An 18,331-nucleotide genomic window follows, 5' to 3' on the forward strand; every position below is an offset into this window, starting at 1 on the left:
CGATGATCGATAGTCTTGTGCGCGAAACCCTCCTGGACCCTGGCGGCGTGACCGAGTCGCAGCTTGGCGAGGTACTGGCAGCGGCGTTCGGGCGTGGCACCGATGGCGGCGACTGCTATTTCCAGTTCGTCTGCCATGAGGGCTGGTCCCTGGAAGACGGGCTGGTCAAGAGCGCGAGTTTCAACATCGAGCGGGGGGTGGGCATCCGGGTGATCGCCGGCGAACAGACCGGTTTTGCCTACTCGGACGAGATCACGCTGCCGGCGATGCTCGAGGCCGGCCGTACCGCGCGCAGCATTGCCCGGAGCGGCCAGACGGCGTCGGCGGCGGTGCGCCCCGGTGCCATGCGGGATGTGCCGCTGTACCTTCCGGTCGACCCGCTGGGCTCGCTGGATGAAGGGCGCAAGATCGAGTTGCTGAAACATGTCGATGCGGTGGCCCGCGCGGCCGACCCGCGCGTGACCCAGGTGATCTGTTCGCTCTCCGGCGTTCGGGAAATGGTGCTGGTGCTGAATGCCGAGGGCGAACTGGTCACCGACCTGCGCCCGCTGGTGCGGCTGAACGTGCAGGTGCTGGTGGAGCAGGACGGCCGGCGCGAATCGGGCAATGCCGGCGGCGGCGGCCGTTCGGGCTACGAGTATTTCACCGAGGGTGACCGGGCCGGAGGCTATGCCCGCGAGGCAGTGCGGCAGGCATTGGTGAACCTCGAGGCGGTCGATGCCCCGGCCGGGACGATGAAGGTCGTGCTCGGACCCGGGTGGCCCGGGGTTCTGCTGCACGAGGCGATCGGGCATGGCCTGGAAGGCGATTTCAACCGCAAGGGAACCTCGGCCTTCGCCGGGCGGATCGGCGAGCGCGTGGCCGCCGCGGGCATCACCATCGTCGACGACGGCACGCTGCCCGGCCGGCGCGGCTCGCTGAACGTGGATGACGAAGGAACGGTCACGCAGCGGACGGTGCTGATCGAGGACGGCATTCTGCGTGGCTACATGCAGGATCGCCTGAACGGACGCCTGAGCGGCAGCCAGTCCACGGGCAACGGCCGGCGCGAGTCCTACGCCCATCTGCCGATGCCGCGCATGACCAACACCTACATGCTTGCGGGCGACCGGGCGCCGGAGGAAATCATCGCCTCGGTGGACCGCGGGCTCTATGCGGTCAACTTCGGCGGCGGTCAGGTCGACATCACCTCCGGCAAGTTCGTGTTCTCGGCATCCGAGGCCTACCTGATCGAAAACGGGCGGGTGACCCGTCCCGTGAAGGGCGCTACCCTGATCGGCAACGGTCCGGATGTGCTGACCCGGGTTTCGATGATCGGGAACGATCTCGAACTGGATACCGGGGTGGGCACCTGTGGCAAGGAAGGGCAGGGCGTTCCGGTCGGTGTCGGGCAGCCGACCCTGCGGGTCGACGGCATGACCGTCGGCGGCACCCAGGCGCTGTGACCGGGCGCAGGCCTGGTCACAGCGTTTCCCACCGTCTCACCCAGGCCGCGGTTCTGGCGGGCCGCCCGCCGGTCGCCGCAGCCCGGCTCAACGCAGTACACGGAATCAGCATGGATCGAACGAACGAGATACAGGCCCTGTCGCACACCGCCGAATCCCTGCAGGAGCGGGTCGCCCGGGTGCTCGAGCATGCGCGCGCCTGTGGCGCGTCGGCGGCGCAGGTCGTCGTCAGCCACAACGTCGGACTCAGCGTGACCGTGCGCAGGGGCGAGGTCGAGACGCTGGAACACGAGCGGGACCAGCAAATGGCGCTGGTCGCCTATTTCGGGCAGGCCAAGGGCTCTGCGTCGACCACGGATTTCAGTCCCGGGGCGCTGCGGGAGACGGCCGAGGCGGCCTGCCGGATCGCTCGCCACACCGAGCCGGACCCCTGGTCCGGCCTGCCCGAGGCCGACGCCCAGGCGCGCGACTGGCCCGATCTGGAGCTGGACCACCCCTGGGACTGCCCGTCGGACCAGGCGATCGAGCTGGCGCGGAGCACCGAGGCGGCGGGTTTCGCGCTGGACCCGCGCGTGGACAACTCCGAGGGCGCGAGCGTCGGCACCCGCCGCGCGATGTTCTGGCTGGGCGACAGTCAGGGTTTCATGGGTGGGTACTGCAGCACGCGGCACACGATCTCCTGTGCGCTCGTGGCGCGCGATGCGGGCGGAATGCAGCGGGACTACGAGTACACCGTGGCACGCGACGCCGGGGACCTGGCCGAAGCCGAAACTGTGGGTCGGGTGGCGGCGGAGCGTGCGCTGAGACGGCTCGGAGCGCGCAAGCTTGCCACGCGGACCTGCCCGGTCCTGTTCGTGCCGGAGATGGCGCGCTCGCTGATCGGCAGCTTCACGCGCGCGATCGGCGGGTCCGCCCAGTATCGCCGCAGCTCGTTCCTGCTCGATGCCGCCGGGCAGCAGGTGTTTCCCGACTGGATGCAAATCGACGAACGGCCGCTGTTGCCGGGGGCGCTCGGAAGTGCACCGTTCGATGGCGAGGGGGTGCGTACCCGGGAACGGGCGCTGGTCGCCGGCGGCGTGCTCGAGAGCTATATTCTCGACAGCTATTCCGCGCGCCGTCTGGGGCTGCAGACGACGGGGAACGCCGGAGGCGCACGCAACGTCACGGTAAGGCCGTATCCGGGCGACCGTGGCTTTGCCGATCTGCTCGCGGACATGGGCACCGGCCTGCTGGTCACCGAGCTGATCGGCCAGGGGGTGAACCAAGTGACCGGAGACTACTCGCGGGGCGCTGCCGGGTTCTGGGTGGAAAACGGCGCGATCGCCTACCCGGTCGAGGAAATCACCATCGCGGGCAATCTCCGCGACATGTATCGGCGGATCGCCGCGGTTGGAAACGACACCGACCTGCGCGGCAACACCCGCACCGGGTCCGTGCTGATCGAGTCGATGACCGTCGCCGGCGACTGATCATCGGCCGACGGTTGCCGGGTCGAAGGGCCGGTCAGCGGCTGTCCGTGCCGGGTGCGGTCAGCGGGTCGTGCCACTCCAGGCGGGTCAGATTCAGCTGGTAGATCGATCCGTCGGCCTCGTAGTCCAGCCGTACCGGAAGATAGCCGAGATCCTTGGCGAACCAGCTCGACAGCGCCACGTCGCTGTCGGCATCGCGGCGCGTGATCTGCACCGTATCGAATCGGCCCAGCGCTGTGTCCAGCCGCTCGGTGCCTTCGCGCCCCATACGGTAGCTGCGGAGTCGGGTACGTTCGAGTATGGTGACCTGCATCACGTTCTCGAGCGCGCCGCGGCGCAGCGCGTCCATGGTCAGATAGATCGAGGACAGAAAGTCCTGGGTGCCTTCCGGGACCTCGAGGTCGAAGTGATCCTGACCCACCCGGCCCTGGGCGCGGCCGCTGGTCCAGTCGAAGCGGGTCTCGACGCGCCGTTCACGGCGCGGCGTGATCTGGACGCTGCGCGACTGCAGCGGCCGGATTTCCGTGCCGTCGACCTGGAACAGGGTCTCGCGGTTGAATTCGAAGCGTCCGAGCAGGCGCAGGTAGCCGGATACATGCGCGTCCATCGCCATTCTCAGGTTCTCGCCCTCATGGCTGAGAGTGCTCTGCACGGTCAGTGTGTTGCCGAAGACACTTGCCTCGTAGGTGGCGGTGTACCCCGGGAAGGGCTCTGGCGTGGAAGCCGATGCCGGGGCGTTCGCGATACCCGCGAGCATCAGCAGGGTCAGGGGGAGCCAATGCATTGTGTCGCGGCCTCCGGCAGATCGTCCAGCAGTAGCGGGCGTTCCAGTGGTTGCCCGTCGTAGAGCACCGTGCCCCCGGCGCACTGAACGCGTCCTGAACAGATCAGCGCGACCGCCGCAGGGTACAGTCGATGTTCGGCCAGCTGGACGCGAGCCGCGAGCGTTTCGCCGGTGTCGCCCGGGCACACCGGCACCTGGGCCTGCATGATCACCGGGCCGCCGTCGAGTTCCGAGGTCACGAAATGCACGCTGGCCCCGTGGGTCGACATTCCCGCGGCCAAGGCCCGCGCATGCGTGTCCAGGCCGCGCAGCGCGGGCAGCAGCGAGGGGTGAATGTTCACCATCCGGCCGGCGAACCGCGCCACGAACTCCGGTGTCAGCACGCGCATGAAGCCCGCGAGAATCACGAGGTCCGGGGCGCTGGATTCCAGTGTCGCCGCGAGCTCCCGGTCGAACGCCGCCCGGTCCGGGAACCTGCGGTGATCCACCACCGTCTGCTCGATTCCCGCCGCCCGCGCATGTTCCAGCCCTGGTGCCCCGGGGCGGTTGGAGACGACCGTGATGATCCTGCCGTCGATCCGCCCGTCGGTGCAGGCGTCGATCAGCGCCTTCAGATTGCTGCCGCGCCCGGAGATCAGCACGGCCAGCCTCCGCGGACGCGAGCGGGCGCGATCCGGGCCGGCGAATGGCTGCGGTTCTTCAGCCCCCGGCGTCATGTGCTGAGGTAGCGCACCGAAGGGGGACCGGCCCCGTGCACCACCCTCCCGATCGCCCATGCCGGGATTCCCGCCAGCGCCAGCTCCGAGGTCGCTGCGTCCACCGCCGATTCCGGCAACACGACGATCATGCCGATTCCGCAGTTGAAGGTGCGCAGCATCTCCGGCTCGTCGATGTCGCCGGCGACCTGGATCCAGTCGAACACCGGCGGCCGTGGCCATTCCGCGAGGTCGATCCGAGCCTGCAGGCCCGTGGGCAGTACGCGTGGCAGGTTCTCGGTAAGACCGCCCCCGGTGATATGAGCCAGGGCATGGATCGGCTGCGTCTTCAGCAGTTCGAGCAGCGGGCGCACGTAGATTCGGGTCGGGGCCAGCAAAGCCTCTCCGAGCGTCGGGGACGTCGCGTCCGAACCGTCGAGCGGCTGCTCGAGGTCGGTGCCGGCGAGTTCCACCACCCGCCGGATCAGCGAGTACCCGTTGGAATGGGGCCCACTCGATGCCAGCCCCAGCAGCACGTCGCCTGCCTGCACCGAGCTGCCGTCGAGCAGTCGGTCCTTCTCGACGATCCCGACCGCGAAACCCGCCAAGTCGTAGTCCTGGCCGTGGTACATCCCCGGCATCTCCGCGGTCTCGCCGCCGACCAGTGCGCAGCCGGCCTGCACGCAGCCGTCGGCAATGCCCTTGACCACGTCGGCCGCGATGTCCACGTCGAGACGGCCGGTGGCGAAGTAATCGAGAAAGAACAGCGGTTCCGCGCCCTGAACGACGATGTCGTTCACGCACATGGCGACCAGATCGATGCCGATGCTGTCGTGTCGCCCCAGCATCTGCGCCAGCCGCAGCTTGGTGCCGACGCCGTCGGTGCCGGAAACCAGTACCGGCTGACGATACCGGTCGAGCGGCAGTTCGAACAGCGCGCCGAAGCCGCCGAGGCCAGCGAGCACGCCGGGTCTGCGGGTGCGGGCGGCCTGGGGCTTGATGCGCTCGACCAGCGAGCTGCCTGCCTCGATGTCGACGCCTGCGTCGCGATAGGTCAGACCACTTCGGGAATCGGGCATGGGGGATCTCGTCGATCGGGGCATGAAATGGTAGCGAGCGCGCGGTGCGCATGCAAAAGGGGCTCCGGAAATCGGGCGGGCCTGTGCTATGTTGCGCGCTGGTTGCCGGGGCGGTCGAGGTTCTGGAGCGTGGTGTTGTTTCGACAAGGAACGGGGACGGGCGGCAGTAGCCGGGGACATGCCCTGCCCGCGTGTGCCCGCTGACCCGCATGCGCCTGCATCACATTCCCAATGCCGTCACCGCGTCGCGCATCGTGCTGACCGTGCCGATCGTCTGGTTCATGTACCGGGGCGATTACTGGCCGGCGTTGGCGCTGCTGTCGGTCGCGGGTCTGACCGATGCACTGGATGGCTACCTGGTCCGCCGCTACGGTTGGAAGACGGCGTTGGGTGCCTGGCTCGATCCGGCCGCGGACAAGATCCTGATGCTCGGCGTCTATCTTGCGGTGACCTTGTCCGGGTTGCTGCCGCTCTGGCTGCTGTTTCTGGTCGTCGGGCGCGACCTGTGGCTGACGCTGGGGTCGCTGGCCTACCGGCGCTGGGTCGGGCCCCTGCAGATCGAGCCGCTGATGATCAGCAAGGTCAATACCTTCTTCCAGATCCTGCTGGTGCTCGGTGCGATCCTGAAGGTCGGCATTCTGGATCTCGATCCGCTGTGGGTGCAGACCCTGATCGTGGTCGTGAGCCTGACCACCGTGCTCAGCGGACTGGCCTATACCGCGATCTGGGGCTGGCGTGCCTGGGTCCACTTCTTTCCGTCGGCCGATGCCGGGCGTGGGGCATGAGCCGCTCTGCCGCGCCCTTGCTGAAGCCGGCATCCGGTTCTTCCCGCGGCGGTTACCATCCTGCCCGGGAATCGGGGGTGTGATGACGCATCAGCAGTTGCCGCTGGATCTGAGGCTGCGAGACAGCTCGCGGTTCGAAACGTTTCATGCCGGAAGCAACGGTCTTGCCGTCGCCGCGGTGCAGGCCGTCGCGCGGCCCCTCGCGGAGGCCGGTCGCGCGGAGCGCCAGGTCTACCTTCACGGAGGTGCCGGGTCCGGCAAGACGCACCTGCTTCAGGCGGCCTGTCACGAGGCCTTTTCCCGTGGCCAGCGCTGCGGGTACCTGCCGCTTGCGGAATTCGAGGCCCGGGACCCGGCGGCCGTACTCGAGGCGCTGGATCAGCTGGACCTGCTGGTGCTCGACGATCTGCAGGCGGTGGCCGGGCACCCGGGATGGGAGCGGGCGCTGTTCGGACTGATCAACCGGGTCCGGGATCGTGCCGGCCGTCTCGTGCTGGCGGCACGGGCCGGGCCGGACGGGATCGGCTGCCGGCTTCCGGATCTGGTGTCACGTCTTGCCTGGGGGCCGGTGTTCCGGTTGGAACAGCCCGACGAGGCCGGGATCCGGACCATCCTGCAACAGCGGGCTGCGCAGCGGGGGCTCACGCTGGGTACCGCGGTGGCGGACTACCTGCTGCGCCACGAGTCTCGCGATCTGGACCGGCTGCTCCGGCTGCTGGACCGGCTGGACCTGGCCGCGCTGGCCGAGCAACGGCGGCTGACGGTCCCGTTCGTGCGCGCCCAGCTGCGACGGCTATCGATCGCCGACGGCGACTGACTGACCGGTTACCCGGTGCCGGGTCCGGTTCCCTGGCGGTTCGCACGCGCAAGCGGGCGTTGCCCGCGCACAACCAGCAGGCAGCCGGCGAACAGCATCAGCGCGAACGCCAGCATCGACAGGCCGTAGACCCGCCCGTCCGGCGTTGCGGCCAGCGTGATGCCCAGCGCTACGTAGAACAGCGACAGCAGCGTGGTCCAGGCGTGGGTGTACGGCCGGCCGTGCAGCAGCCCGCGAAGCGGGGCCAGCAGCGGCAGCAGCAGGAGCGCCAGCACCAGCGCTCGCGGCAGGTGTTCCGGCGGCGCGATCAGCGTCGTCCACAGCAGGATCAGGAAGAACAGGCCGAAGAATCCGGCCAGGGTGAGCCAGCGGCCGGCCGTTTTCACTGTGGCCTGTCGGCGGCGAGGCGCGAGGCCAGGCGCGCGACGCGCTCGCCCAGGGCCTCGGCGATTCGCCGCTCGTCGCGCGTGATCCCGCGCCCGCCGTCGGTGCCGGAGACATGCGACGCGCCGTACGGGCCACCGCCTCCGGTCGTGGTGCCGAGTTCGGGTACGGTGTACGGCACGCCCACCCAGACCATTCCCTGGTGGATCAGCGGCAGCGCCATCGTCAGCAGTGTGGTCTCCTGTCCGCCGTGCATCGTCGAGGTGCTGGTGAACAGCCCGAACGGACGGTCGACCAGTGCGCCGCTCGTCCAGAGCCCGCTGGTGCCGTCCAGGAAGTGTTTCAGTGCAGCGGCCATGTTGCCGAAGCGGGTCGGGGAGCCGAGTACCAGACCGTCGGTTTCCTCGAGATCCCGTGGCGACGCGTAGGGCGGCCCCTGTGTCGGCACCGCGGGCAGCGTTTCGCCGGCGTTCGTGGTCACCGGAGGCACGGTCCGAACCCGTGCGGTGGCGCCCGATTTTTCCACGCCGGTGGCGACCGCACGCGCCAGCCTGGCGGTGGCGCCGTGCCGGCTGTAATACAGCACCAGGATTTCGGCCATCAGAGAATCTCCAGCACCCGCTCGGGAGGACGCCCGATCCGGGCCTGCCCGCCGTGGACCACGATCGGCCGCTCGATCAGCTTCGGGTGCTCGACCATCGCCTGAATCAGCTGTTCATCGGATAGCGCCGGATCCTTGAGGCCGAGTTCGCGGTACTCTGCCTCGCCGGTGCGCAGCAGGTCCCGCGGCCGGATGCCGAGCCGGTTGATCAGATCGGCGAGGGTCGCGCGGTCCGGGGGCGTCTTCAGGTATTCGACGATTTCGGGCTCGATTCCCTGCTCGCGCAGCAGACTGAGCGCGGCGCGCGACTTGCTGCAGCGCGGGTTGTGGTACATACGGGGGGAATCGGTCATTACAGTCTCCGGAGGCGAATCATGAATGCGGATGCCCATGGTACCGAGGCCCTGCGTTGCCGGGTAACCGGCCGGGTGCAGGGCGTGTTTTTCCGTGCCTCGACCCAGCGCCGCGCGGTCGAACTGGGGCTGGTCGGGTACGCGCGCAATCGCTCCGACGGGAGCGTCGAGGTGCTGGCGGTCGGTGCGCCCGCGGCGGTGGCCCAACTGCGCACCTGGCTGGCCGAGGGACCCCCGGCGGCGCGGGTCAGCGCCGTCGATTGCGAGCCCGTCCCGGTGCCCGAACCGCCACCGCGCGATTTCGGGGTGCGCTGACGGGCGTGCCGCCCGCGGTGCGCGGCAGGCCTGAGGGTCAGTCGGACGCTACGTGCCGCTCCCGCAGGAAGCCGACGAGCTGCGAGCGTTGGATCTTGGAGGCTTCTGGATCCCGTCGCCCCTGGTACTCGATCACGCCTTCGTCCAGCGCGCGCTCGCCGATCACCAGCCGGTGGGGCAGGCCGATCAGTTCCATGTCCGCGAACATCACGCCGGGGCGGATGTCGCGGTCGTCCAGCAGTACCGAGAAACCGGCGGCTTCGAGTTCGTCGTGCAGCGCGGCCGCCGCTTCGCGCACCCGCTGCGACTTCTTCGCCCCGATCGGGCACAGCGCGATGTCGAAGGGTGCGAGCGCTGCCGGCCAGCAGATTCCGCGGTCGTCGTGGTTCTGCTCGATCGCAGCCGCGACCACCCGCGAGACGCCGATCCCGTAGCAGCCCATCGTCACGACCCGCTCGCGGCCGGACTCGTCGAGCACGTTTGCGTTCAGCGCGCGGCTGTACTTGTCGCCCAACTGGAAGATATGCCCGACCTCGATCCCCCGGCGGATCCCCATCGGCCCGGAACCGTCCGGAGCCGCTTCGCCAGCGGTGATGTTGCGCAGGTCGGCGGTGGCCGGCAGCGGCAGGTCGCGCTCCCAGTTGACGCCGGTCAGGTGGAAGCCGTCGGCGTTGGCGCCGGTCACGAAGTCGGCGAGCCCGGCGACCCCGTGGTCGGCAAGCACCGGAAGCGGCAGCCCGACCGGCCCCAGCGACCCGGTGCCGGCGCCGATCGCCGCGCGGATTTCGGCATCGCCGGCCATGCGCAGGGGCGTCGCGATCCAGGGATGCTTTTCGGCCTTGACCGCATTCAGTTCGTGATCGCCGCGCAGCAGCACGGCGACCAGCGGCGCATCGGCCTCCGCGCTGGCCTCCAGCACCAGCGTCTTGACCGTCTGCGTGACCGGGATGCCTAGGAACGCGACCAAATCCTCGATGCTGTGCACGCCGGGGGTCGCCACCTTCTCCAGTGCCCGGCTGGGCGCCGGTGCCGGCGGCGGCGCCGCGGTCGGGGCGAGTTCGACATTGGCCGCATAGCCGCCTTCGGAGAAGGCGATGCTGTCCTCGCCGGAGTCGGCGAGCACGTGGAACTCGTGCGACGCGCTGCCGCCGATCGACCCGGTGTCGGCCTCGACGGCCCGGAACTCGAGTCCGCAGCGGCTGAAGATGCGGCTGTAGGCGGCATGCATCGCGTCGTAGGTGGCCTGCAGGCTCCCGGCATCGACGTGGAACGAATAGGCATCCTTCATCAGGAACTCGCGCGCACGCATGATGCCGAAACGCGGCCGCCGCTCGTCGCGGAACTTGGTCTGGATCTGGTAGTAATTCACCGGCAGCTGCTTGTAGCTGCGAATCTCGCGCCGTACCAGGTCGGTGATCACCTCCTCGTGCGTCGGGCCGAAACAGAAGTCGCGCTGGTGCCGGTCCTGCAGCCGCAACAGCTCTGACCCATACTGCTCCCAGCGTCCCGACTCCTGCCACAGCTCGGCCGGCTGCACCGCCGGCATCAGCAGTTCCAGCGCGCCGGCCCGGTTCATTTCCTCACGCACGATCTGCTCGACCCGCCGCAACACGCGCAGGCCCAGCGGCAGCCAGGTATACAGGCCGGAGGCGAGGCGGCGGATATAGCCCGCCCGAAGCAGCAGCTGGTGGCTGACGACCTCGGCCTCGGCCGGGGTCTCCTTCAAGGTGTTCAGGGGGAACTGCGAGACGCGCATGGGGGGATTCCGTCGGGATCGTGGTGGCAGGGCAGAAGCGGACTCAGAAGGTGGAGCCGTTCCAGCCCCAGAGCTGGCGGCGGGCATCGCTGAATTCGATGTAGACCCGGTTCGGAGCCACGCCGAGCCGTTCCTGCAACCCGGTGCACAGGGCCTCGGACAGTTCCCGGGTACGCGCCTCGGGCAGTCCGATGCTCTTCAATTCGCAGTACGCGAGCGGCTCGGTGCTGCCGGCGAAGCGCATCGCCGCATTGTGGACCAGGCGCACCATCACGTAGCCTTCGGGCTTTCCGAGCCACCGGGCCACCGCAGCCGAGAATTCTTCGGTCAGCGGTGAGGGGTCGGCCGGCAGCGGAACGTTGGTTTCTACGCTGAGCAGGGGCATGAGGGTGTCCGGGCGCCTGGGGGTTCGCCGCGCAATGGTAGCAGCTTGCCCGGCGCCTCGGGGAGCCACGCGGCTGCTGGATCTGCACTACACTACTGGCGCTGGGGTTGAGGCTGCTGTTCGGGCCAGTGGGCATTATATTAGAAAACGCTAATATCTAGGGATCCGGGCCCGGGTCCGCATTGAACCAACTGGGGAATGCCATGACGCTTGAATCGATGAAACGGGGCGTGGCGGGGATCGCGCTGCTGGTGATGCCCGCGCTGGCGGGGGCGACCGACCTGCCGTTCCTGACCGCAACGGTGGAAAGGCAGACGCTGATGCAGGAGCGGATGGTCGATGGCCGGGTCGAGGCGGTGCGACGTTCGACCATCTCCGCCCAGACCTCGGGCCGGGTGCTCGAGATCAACTACGACGTCGACGACTTCGTCGAGCAGGGCGCGCTGGTGCTGGGCCTGAGCGACAGCGAGCAGCGGGCGCGGGTGCGCGCCGCGGAGGGCAGCCTCAGCGAGGCCCGCACGCGGTTCCAGGAGGCGCGTTCCGAGTTCGACCGCATCGAAACCATCTTCGCGGACGGGCTGGTGTCACAGACCGAGTTCGATCGGGCACGGGCGGCCAGGGATTCGGCGCGCGCGCGCGTGGAGTCCGCCGAGGCGTCGCTGGCCGAGGCGCGCGAACAGTTGGGGTACACAGAGGTCGTCGCGCCGTTCGCCGGCATCCTGACCGAGCGCCACGTCGAGGTCGGCGAGTCCGTGAGCCCGGGAACACCGCTGATCACCGGAACCAGCCTCGATCAGCTGCGCGTCGAGATCAACGTGCCGCAGCGGTTGATCCACCATCTGCGCCGCTACCGCGAGGCGCATGTGGTGCTGGATACCGGGGAACGCATCGAGGTCGAAAGCCTGACGATCTTCCCGTACGCGGATCCGGCGGCCAACACCTTCCGCGTGCGGCTGAACCTGCCGGAGACCGAGCGGGATCTGGGGTTGTTCCCCGGCATGCTCGTGAAAGCCGCGGTCAAGCTGGGCGAGGACCGGCGACTGGTCGTGCCGTCCGAGGCCGTGGTGTTCCGCAGCGAGGTCGTCGCCGTTTATACGGTCGACCAGGAAGGGCGCGTCGGTTTCCGGCAGATCCGCGTCGGGCGCGAACTTCCGGAGGGTTTCGAAGTACTCGCGGGGCTGCGCGAGGGTGAGCAAATCGCGCTCGATCCGGTGCACGCCGGGATCTACCTGAAGGAAACGCAGCAGGTGTCCCGATGAGTGCGGAGGACAAGCCGATGGGGATCTCCGGGCGCATCGCCCAGAAGTTCCTGACGACGCAGATCACGCCGCTGCTGGCATTGGTGGGCCTGATGCTGGGGCTGTTCGCGGTGATGATCACCCCCCGCGAGGAAGAGCCTCAGATCAACGTCACCATCGCCGACGTGTTCATCCCGTTCCCCGGCGCGACCGCGGACGAGGTCGCGCAGTTGGTCGCGACCCCGGCCGAACAGGTGCTGTCCGAGATCGAGGGGATCGACGACATCTTCTCGACCTCGCAGCCGAACATGGCCAAGATCACGGTGCAGTTCAAGGTGGGCGAGGACCGGACCGACGCGCTGGTACGGCTGTACACGCAGGTGTTCTCGAACCAGGACTGGCTGCCGCAGAATCTGGGCGTCGGCGAGCCGCTGATCAAGCCGATGGGCATCGACGACGTGCCGATCGTCACCGTGACGCTGTGGACCGAGGACGAAACCCGCGGCGGGCACGATCTCGCCGCGGTCGCGCATGCGATCGAGTCGGAATTGAAGCGGGTTCCGGGAACCCGCGACATCTATACCGTGGGCGGGCCGGATCACGTCGTCCACGTGCGTTTCCGTCCGGAGGCGCTCGCCGGTTACAGCCTGTCGGTCGACGAACTGCGCAATGCGCTGCAGGCGAGCAACTTCAGCCGCGACGCCGGCGCACTGTTCCAGGATAACCAGGAAATCCTGGTCCAGGCCGGCGACTTCATCACGCGGGCCGAGGACTTCGGCAGCCTGGTGGTGGGAATGCACAACGGCCGGCCGGTCTACCTGGACGACGTCGCCGAGGTCGTCCAGGGTCCGGGCTACGCGACGCAGCACGTGAGCTACGCAGTTGGCGCCGCGGCCGACCGGGAGGCCCATCTCGGCCACATGCACCCGGCAGTCACGGTCGCGATCGCGAAGCAGCCGGGTACCAACGCGGTCGACATCGCGAACGCGCTGGTCGATCGCCTCGAGCAATTGCGCGGCACCTACATCCCGGACGGAATCGAGACGACGATCACGCGCAACTACGGCGCGACCGCGGATCAGAAAGCGAAGACGCTGATCCAGAAGCTGATCTTCGCGACGGCTTCGGTGGTGGTGCTGGTCTGGATCGCGCTCGGCTGGCGCGAGGCCTTCATCGTCGGCACCGCGGTGGTGATCACGCTGGCCATTACGCTGTTCGCCTCCTGGGCCTGGGGCTTCACGCTGAACCGGGTGTCGCTGTTCGCGCTGATCTTCTCGATCGGGATCCTGGTCGACGACGCGATCGTGGTGGTGGAGAACATCCACCGGCACATGAGCATGGGCAAGAAGAAGTTCCTGGAGGCGATCCCGGCCGCGGTCGACGAGGTCGGCGGGCCGACCATCCTCGCGACCTTTACCGTGATCGCGGCACTGTTGCCGATGGCCTTCGTCACCGGGCTGATGGGGCCCTACATGAGCCCGATCCCGATCAACGCCAGCCTCGGGATGATCATCTCGCTGGCGGTGGCGTACGTGGTCACGCCCTGGCTTACCTACAAGGTGCTGCGGCGCCAGGCCGAACTGCACGAACGCGCGATCGAAGCCGGCCATGACGAGCACAGCGACGAGCAGGCGTCGAAGAAGCTGGCGAGGCTGTTCGACCTGATCCTGCGCCCGTTCCTTGGTGAATCCCGCAAGGCGGTGCTGTCGCGGATGGTGATGCTGGGCGGCACCGTGGTGCTGATCCTGGGTTCGGTGTCGCTGGTGTACTTCCAGGTGGTGGTGCTGAAGATGCTGCCGTTCGACGACAAGTCCGAGTTCCAGGTCGTGCTCGACATGCCGGAAGGAACCAGCCTCGAGCACACCAAGCAGGTGCTGAGCGAGATGGGGGACTACCTGCGTGCGGTGCCGGAGGTTCGCGACGTGCAGGTCTATGCCGGCACCGCCGCGCCGATCAACTTCAACGGTCTGGTGCGGCAGTACTACCTGCGTGAGGGCGCCCACGTCGGCGACATCCAGGTCAACCTGACCGACGCCAAGGAGCGCGCCCGCAAGAGCCACGACATCGCGCTGTCGGTGCGTCCGGAGATCAACGCGATCGTGGATCGCCACGGCGGACGCGTGAAAGTGGTCGAAGTGCCGCCGGGGCCGCCGGTGATGTCGCCGATCGTTGCCGAGATCTACGGCCCCGATTACGACGGCCAGATCGCGATTGCGCACAAGGTCCGCGAGCTGTTCAAGAACACCCAGAACATCACCGACATCGACGACTCGGTCGAGTATCCCGGTCCCAAACGGATCCTGAGGGTCGACCGCGAACGCGCCGCGCATCTGGGGGTTTCGCAGAAGACGGTGGTGTCCGCGGTGCAGACCGCGCTGGCCGGCGAGGACGTGACCTTCCTCTACGGGACCAATGTGAAGTACGCGGTGCCGGTGCGCCTGCAGTTCGAGGAGGCCGACATGGCCGATCTCGAGGCGGTGCTCGGCCTGCATGTGCGCGCGCAGAACGGCGCGCTGGTGCCGATCTCCGAGGTGGTCGAAGTCGTCGATACCACACGCGAGCATTCGATCCACCACAAGAACCTGTTGCCGGTCGTCTACGTGGTCGGCGACCAGGCCGGGGGCGTGGACAGCCCGCTGTACGGGATGTTCGACCTGTTCTTCCAGCTGCGCGAGATGCCGATGGCCTTCGGCGAGCCCTTGACCCAGCTGTTCATCGACCAGCCGGACAACCCCTACGGCTTCAGTCTGAAGTGGGACGGCGAATGGCAGGTGACCTACGAGACCTTCCGCGACATGGGCATCGCCTACTCGGTGGGTCTGCTGCTGATCTACCTGTTGGTGGTGGCCCAGTTCCGGTCGTACATGGTGCCGCTGATCATCATGGCGCCGATCCCGCTGACCGTGATCGGGGTGATGCCGGGGCATGCGCTCATGGACGCCTTCTTCATGGACGCGAAGTTCACCGCAACGTCGATGATCGGAATGATCGCGCTGGCGGGAATCATCGTCCGCAACTCGATCCTGCTGGTCGATTTCATCAACGACGAGATCCGCCGCGGTGTCGCGGTGATCGACGCGGTGGTGAATGCCGGAGCGGTTCGGGCCAAGCCGATCGTGCTGACCGGCCTCGCGGCAATGGTCGGTGCGGGCTTCATCATCGACGACCCGATCTTCAGCGGGCTGGCGATTTCGCTGATCTTCGGCATCCTGGTCTCCACGCTGCTGACGTTGGTGATCATCCCGGTGCTGTACTACCTGTACGTGCGCTCGCGGGTCGATCTGATCAAGGCGCAGGAGGCCTGACGCCATGCCCCGGTGCGTCTGCACCGGGGCGGCGGCCGCGATGCCCGGGAAGGGAGGCGCGGCCGCCAGCAGTCGCCGGAAACCCGCGGAGGTGAGCCATGGACCGATCCCTGCTGAGCCTGGCGCTGATCGTTGCGGTGGCCTACGGGGTGTTCGTCGCGTTCCTGTACCTGACACAGGAGCGCCTGATCTATTTCCCGGTCGCCACGCTCGCGACCACGCCCGAGCGCCACGGTCTGGCGTACGAGGACGTGGAACTGGCCGCGGAGGATGGCGTGCGGCTGCACGGCTGGTTCGTGCCGGCACCGGAGGCTCGCGCCACCCTGCTGTTCTTTCACGGCAATGGCGGCAACCTGTCCCACCGCATCGATTCGCTGCAGATCTTCCATGATCTGGGGCTGTCGGCGTTCATCCTCAGCTACCGCGGCTACGGGCGTAGCGAGGGGCGACCGAGCGAGACCGGCACCCGTCTCGACGCGAATGCCGCCTGGCGGCATCTGCGCGAGGAACGCGGTGTCTCCGCGTCGGAGATCGTCGTGTTCGGGCGCTCGCTGGGCGCGGCGGTGGGCGCCGAACTCGCCTCCCGGGAAACGCCCGGTGCGGTGATTCTCGAATCGCCGTTCACCAGCGCGGCCGACCTCGGCGCCGAGGTCTATCCCTGGCTGCCGGTGCGCCTGCTGCTCCGCCACGAATACGATGTGCTCGGCCCGGCGCAGGCCATCCGCTCGCCGCTGCTGGTGGTGCACAGCCGCGACGACGAGATCGTGCCGTTCGCACACGGCCGCGCGATCTCGGACGTCACCGGGGCCGACCTGCTGGAATTGCGCGGCGGGCACAACGACGCGTTCCTGCGCAGCCGCACGCGGTATGTCGAGGGGCTGCGGGCCTTCCTCGACACCGCGTTTGCGCCACGAGCGCAGGGGCTGCGCGCACCCGCGGCCGAGCACCGCCTGGTTCGGCTCGAGCTGCGCCGGCTGCAATAGAGGCAGCGGCAGGGCTTGGGGCCTGCGTTCGTCAGCGCTGCGCGGACGGCGGATGGCGCAGCGCGCGCCGGTAGCTCCACTGGACCAGCAGGTCGTCCAGGCTGCCTAGCAGCCGCTCCAGCAGGCGCTGGCGAAGGCCGCGCTCCTGCCACGCGGCAAAGGTCCATTCCTCGCTGAGCGTGAAGTCGTGCCGGAACACCGCAGCCAGGTCCTCCACCGTCATCGGGTCGGTGAGCGCCTGATTCGCTTCCAGATTCCAGCGCAGCGTCCAGTGGTCGAGGTTGCTGGAGCCGATGCTGGCCCAGTCGTCGCAGAGCACCATTTTCGCGTGCAGGAACCGGGGCTGGTACTCGAAAATGCGCACGCCCGCCTGAAGCAGCCGCCCGTAGAAACGGCGCCCCGCATGCCAGACCGCCGGATGGTCGTTGCATGGACCGGCGAGCAGCAGGCGCACGTCGACCCCGCGGCGGACCGCGCGTTTCAGCGCCCTGCGCAGGCGCCGGGTGGGGGCGAAATAGGCGGTTGCGATCCAGACGCGGCTGCGGGCCTTGCCGATCTGCGCCAGCACCGCCCTCAGCACCGCCTGTCCCCCCGCGCCGACGTGGCCCAGCACCCGCCCGTCCGGCGTCGTGGGCGCCGGCGGGGTGGCCGGGCCGGGGAATGCGATGGCATCCCGGCCCCACTGTCGCCAGCCGTCGGCGAACAGGCGCTGCCAGTCGGCAACGCAGGGCCCCTCCAGCGCCAGCATCACTTCGTGCCAATGCGCCCCTGCGCCCCGGGCCACCGGGTCGAAGGCGTCGGTGATGCCCATGCCGCCGACGAAGGCGACCCGCCCGTCGACCAGCAGCAGCTTGCGGTGGTCCCGGAACAGAGCGACACGCCAGCGGACCCAGCCCAGCGGGTTGTGGAACGCCAGCCGGACTCCCGCTGCGGTGAGGCGACTGCGCTCGGCCGATCCCAGACCCTGGGCGCCAAAGCCGTCGAGCAGCAGGTGCACGTCCACCCCGCGCCGGGCCGCAGCCGCCAGCGCGCCGATGAAATGCTCGGCGGTGGTCCCGGAGTCGACCAGATACATCTCGAGCAGCACCTGCTCGCGCGCGGTCTCGATCGCCTCCAGCATCGCCGGGATGAAGGTGCCGCCATCGACCAGCAGCTGGTAGCGGTGCGGTCCGCGGGGCGGGAATCCGCTGCGCTGCCATGGCCGCATCCGCGGTCGGGTCACAGGAACAGCCAGCCGACGATGAACACCGCCGCCATCACGCCGACCACGTCGGCGGTCAGTGCCGCGGCCAGCGTGTGCCGGATTCGGCGCACCTGGATGGCCCCGAAGTACACCGCGAGCACGTAGAACGTGGTTTCGGTCGAGCCCTGCAGCGTCGAGACCAGCAGACCCACATGGGTGTCCGGGCCGGTGGCCGGATCCTGCATGATGCCCGCCATGATCCCGTAGGCGCCGGAGCCGGACAGCGGGCGCAGCAGCGCCATCGGCAGCGCCTCGGGGGGCAGGCCCAGCGGCGTGGTCCAGGGCGCGAGCAGCCCGACGAATACCCCGAGCGCGCCGCTCGCGCGCAGCATGCCCACCGCGACCAGGATCGCGACCAGGTACGGGATGATGCGCAGCGCGACCTGGAAGCCTTCCTTCGCGCCCTCCACGAATACCTCGTAGATGCGCACCCCCCGCGCGACACCGAACAGCAGGAAGCCGACGATCAGTCCCGGGATGATCCAGGGGGCGATCGTCTGCCCGTACAGGATCGTCAGCGGAATGATGCCGAGTACCCCGAGCAGCACCAGTGCGCTGACCCAGCCCGGATAGCCCTGCGTCGGGACGTCGATTCCCAGCGGTTGCGCTTCCTGCTGCGCCGGCTCGCCGGTGTCGCGGGTTTCGGCCGCCTGGTGCTCCCGGGACTCCGGCGAGCGGGTCTGCGCGTCCGGGC

Annotated in this window: 17 protein-coding genes and 1 pseudogene; 8 read left to right on the plus strand and 10 right to left on the minus strand. The window is 68.6% G+C overall.

Features of this window, described 5'->3' with window-relative positions; genetic code table 11:
* The first annotated feature begins 2 nt into the window (after positions 1 to 2).
* Positions 3 to 1,445 carry a metalloprotease TldD gene (gene tldD, locus THITH_RS02685; protein ID WP_006746044.1) on the plus strand — a complete coding sequence of 481 codons (1,443 nt, stop codon included), beginning with the start codon at positions 3 to 5 and terminating at the stop codon, positions 1,443 to 1,445.
* Positions 1,446 to 1,555: 110 nt separating this feature from the next.
* Positions 1,556 to 2,914: a metalloprotease PmbA gene (gene pmbA / locus THITH_RS02690; RefSeq protein WP_006746043.1), complete on the plus strand. Its 1,359-nt coding sequence runs from the start codon at positions 1,556 to 1,558 to the stop codon at positions 2,912 to 2,914.
* Positions 2,915 to 2,948: 34 nt separating this feature from the next.
* Here pmbA and THITH_RS02695 read toward each other — a convergent pair whose 3' ends face one another.
* Genes THITH_RS02695 through purM form a run of 3 tightly spaced genes read right to left on the minus strand, consistent with a single transcriptional unit; the run spans position 2,949 to position 5,472 of the window.
* Positions 2,949 to 3,698 (minus strand): DUF3108 domain-containing protein, encoded by a 750-nt coding sequence (locus THITH_RS02695; RefSeq protein ID WP_006746042.1) that lies wholly within the window; start codon positions 3,696 to 3,698, stop codon positions 2,949 to 2,951.
* The gene (gene purN, locus THITH_RS02700; RefSeq protein WP_025367213.1) at positions 3,680 to 4,414 is read right to left on the minus strand and encodes a phosphoribosylglycinamide formyltransferase; all 735 of its coding nucleotides are present in this window, start codon (positions 4,412 to 4,414) and stop codon (positions 3,680 to 3,682) included. Before purN ends, THITH_RS02695 begins: the two co-directional genes overlap by 19 nt.
* A complete protein-coding gene (gene purM, locus THITH_RS02705; RefSeq protein WP_006746040.1) occupies positions 4,411 to 5,472 on the minus strand; it encodes a phosphoribosylformylglycinamidine cyclo-ligase in 1,062 nt (353 codons plus the stop codon). Before purM ends, purN begins: the two co-directional genes overlap by 4 nt.
* A 209-nt stretch (positions 5,473 to 5,681) precedes the next feature.
* Between purM and THITH_RS02710 the strand changes: the two genes are divergently transcribed.
* Together THITH_RS02710 and hda are read left to right on the plus strand one after the other, a co-directional pair.
* Positions 5,682 to 6,257 carry a CDP-alcohol phosphatidyltransferase family protein gene (locus THITH_RS02710; RefSeq protein WP_006746039.1) on the plus strand — a complete coding sequence of 192 codons (576 nt, stop codon included), beginning with the start codon at positions 5,682 to 5,684 and terminating at the stop codon, positions 6,255 to 6,257.
* 82 nt (positions 6,258 to 6,339) lie between these two features.
* On the plus strand, positions 6,340 to 7,074 hold the full coding sequence (gene hda / locus THITH_RS02715) for a DnaA regulatory inactivator Hda (RefSeq protein ID WP_041483385.1): 735 nt from the start codon (positions 6,340 to 6,342) through the stop codon (positions 7,072 to 7,074).
* 8 nt (positions 7,075 to 7,082) lie between these two features.
* Here hda and THITH_RS02720 read toward each other — a convergent pair whose 3' ends face one another.
* Genes THITH_RS02720 through arsC form a run of 3 tightly spaced genes read right to left on the minus strand, consistent with a single transcriptional unit; the run spans position 7,083 to position 8,412 of the window.
* Positions 7,083 to 7,460, minus strand: coding sequence for a DUF2069 domain-containing protein (locus tag THITH_RS02720; RefSeq protein WP_006746037.1), 378 nt, complete (start codon positions 7,458 to 7,460; stop codon positions 7,083 to 7,085).
* Entirely contained in the window at positions 7,457 to 8,059 is a 603-nt protein-coding gene (wrbA, locus tag THITH_RS02725) for an NAD(P)H:quinone oxidoreductase (protein ID WP_006746036.1), read from the minus strand. The genes THITH_RS02720 and wrbA overlap by 4 nt, the downstream gene beginning before the upstream one ends.
* Entirely contained in the window at positions 8,059 to 8,412 is a 354-nt protein-coding gene (gene arsC, locus THITH_RS02730) for an arsenate reductase (glutaredoxin) (protein WP_006746035.1), read from the minus strand. The genes wrbA and arsC overlap by 1 nt, the downstream gene beginning before the upstream one ends.
* Before the next feature lie 21 nt (positions 8,413 to 8,433).
* Here arsC and THITH_RS02735 point away from each other — a divergent pair, with 21 nt between their 5' ends.
* Positions 8,434 to 8,727, plus strand: coding sequence for an acylphosphatase (locus THITH_RS02735; protein WP_006746034.1), 294 nt, complete (start codon positions 8,434 to 8,436; stop codon positions 8,725 to 8,727).
* Positions 8,728 to 8,764: 37 nt separating this feature from the next.
* Here THITH_RS02735 and THITH_RS02740 read toward each other — a convergent pair whose 3' ends face one another.
* Together THITH_RS02740 and THITH_RS02745 are read right to left on the minus strand one after the other, a co-directional pair.
* Positions 8,765 to 10,483, minus strand: coding sequence for a proline--tRNA ligase (locus tag THITH_RS02740; protein ID WP_006746033.1), 1,719 nt, complete (start codon positions 10,481 to 10,483; stop codon positions 8,765 to 8,767).
* Between the two features lie 43 nt (positions 10,484 to 10,526).
* A complete protein-coding gene (locus tag THITH_RS02745; protein WP_006746032.1) occupies positions 10,527 to 10,868 on the minus strand; it encodes a phenylpyruvate tautomerase MIF-related protein in 342 nt (113 codons plus the stop codon).
* A gap of 203 nt (positions 10,869 to 11,071) precedes the next feature.
* On the opposite strand from THITH_RS02745, the gene THITH_RS02750 reads away from it, so the two are divergent.
* The 3 genes from THITH_RS02750 to THITH_RS02760 all read left to right on the plus strand — a co-directional run bounded on the left by THITH_RS02750 (position 11,072) and on the right by THITH_RS02760 (position 16,394).
* A complete protein-coding gene (locus THITH_RS02750; RefSeq protein ID WP_006746031.1) occupies positions 11,072 to 12,127 on the plus strand; it encodes an efflux RND transporter periplasmic adaptor subunit in 1,056 nt (351 codons plus the stop codon).
* The gene (locus THITH_RS02755) at positions 12,124 to 15,411 is read left to right on the plus strand and encodes an efflux RND transporter permease subunit (protein WP_006746030.1); all 3,288 of its coding nucleotides are present in this window, start codon (positions 12,124 to 12,126) and stop codon (positions 15,409 to 15,411) included. Before THITH_RS02750 ends, THITH_RS02755 begins: the two co-directional genes overlap by 4 nt.
* A gap of 98 nt (positions 15,412 to 15,509) precedes the next feature.
* Positions 15,510 to 16,394, plus strand: coding sequence for an alpha/beta hydrolase (locus THITH_RS02760; RefSeq protein WP_006746029.1), 885 nt, complete (start codon positions 15,510 to 15,512; stop codon positions 16,392 to 16,394).
* A 31-nt stretch (positions 16,395 to 16,425) separates the two neighbouring features.
* On the opposite strand, the gene THITH_RS02765 is transcribed toward THITH_RS02760, so the two are convergent.
* Both THITH_RS02765 and THITH_RS19650 read right to left on the minus strand, forming a co-directional pair.
* Entirely contained in the window at positions 16,426 to 17,616 is a 1,191-nt protein-coding gene (locus THITH_RS02765) for a phospholipase D-like domain-containing protein (RefSeq protein WP_232222231.1), read from the minus strand.
* Positions 17,613 to 18,278: pseudogene (locus tag THITH_RS19650) on the minus strand (spore maturation protein); the annotation flags it as partial. The pseudogene THITH_RS19650 and the gene THITH_RS02765, both read right to left, overlap by 4 nt.
* Positions 18,279 to 18,331 lie beyond the last annotated feature (53 nt).

Origin of the sequence: Thioalkalivibrio paradoxus ARh 1, from assembly GCF_000227685.2 — a bacterium.
In the GTDB taxonomy this organism is placed as follows: domain Bacteria; phylum Pseudomonadota; class Gammaproteobacteria; order Ectothiorhodospirales; family Ectothiorhodospiraceae; genus Thioalkalivibrio; species Thioalkalivibrio paradoxus.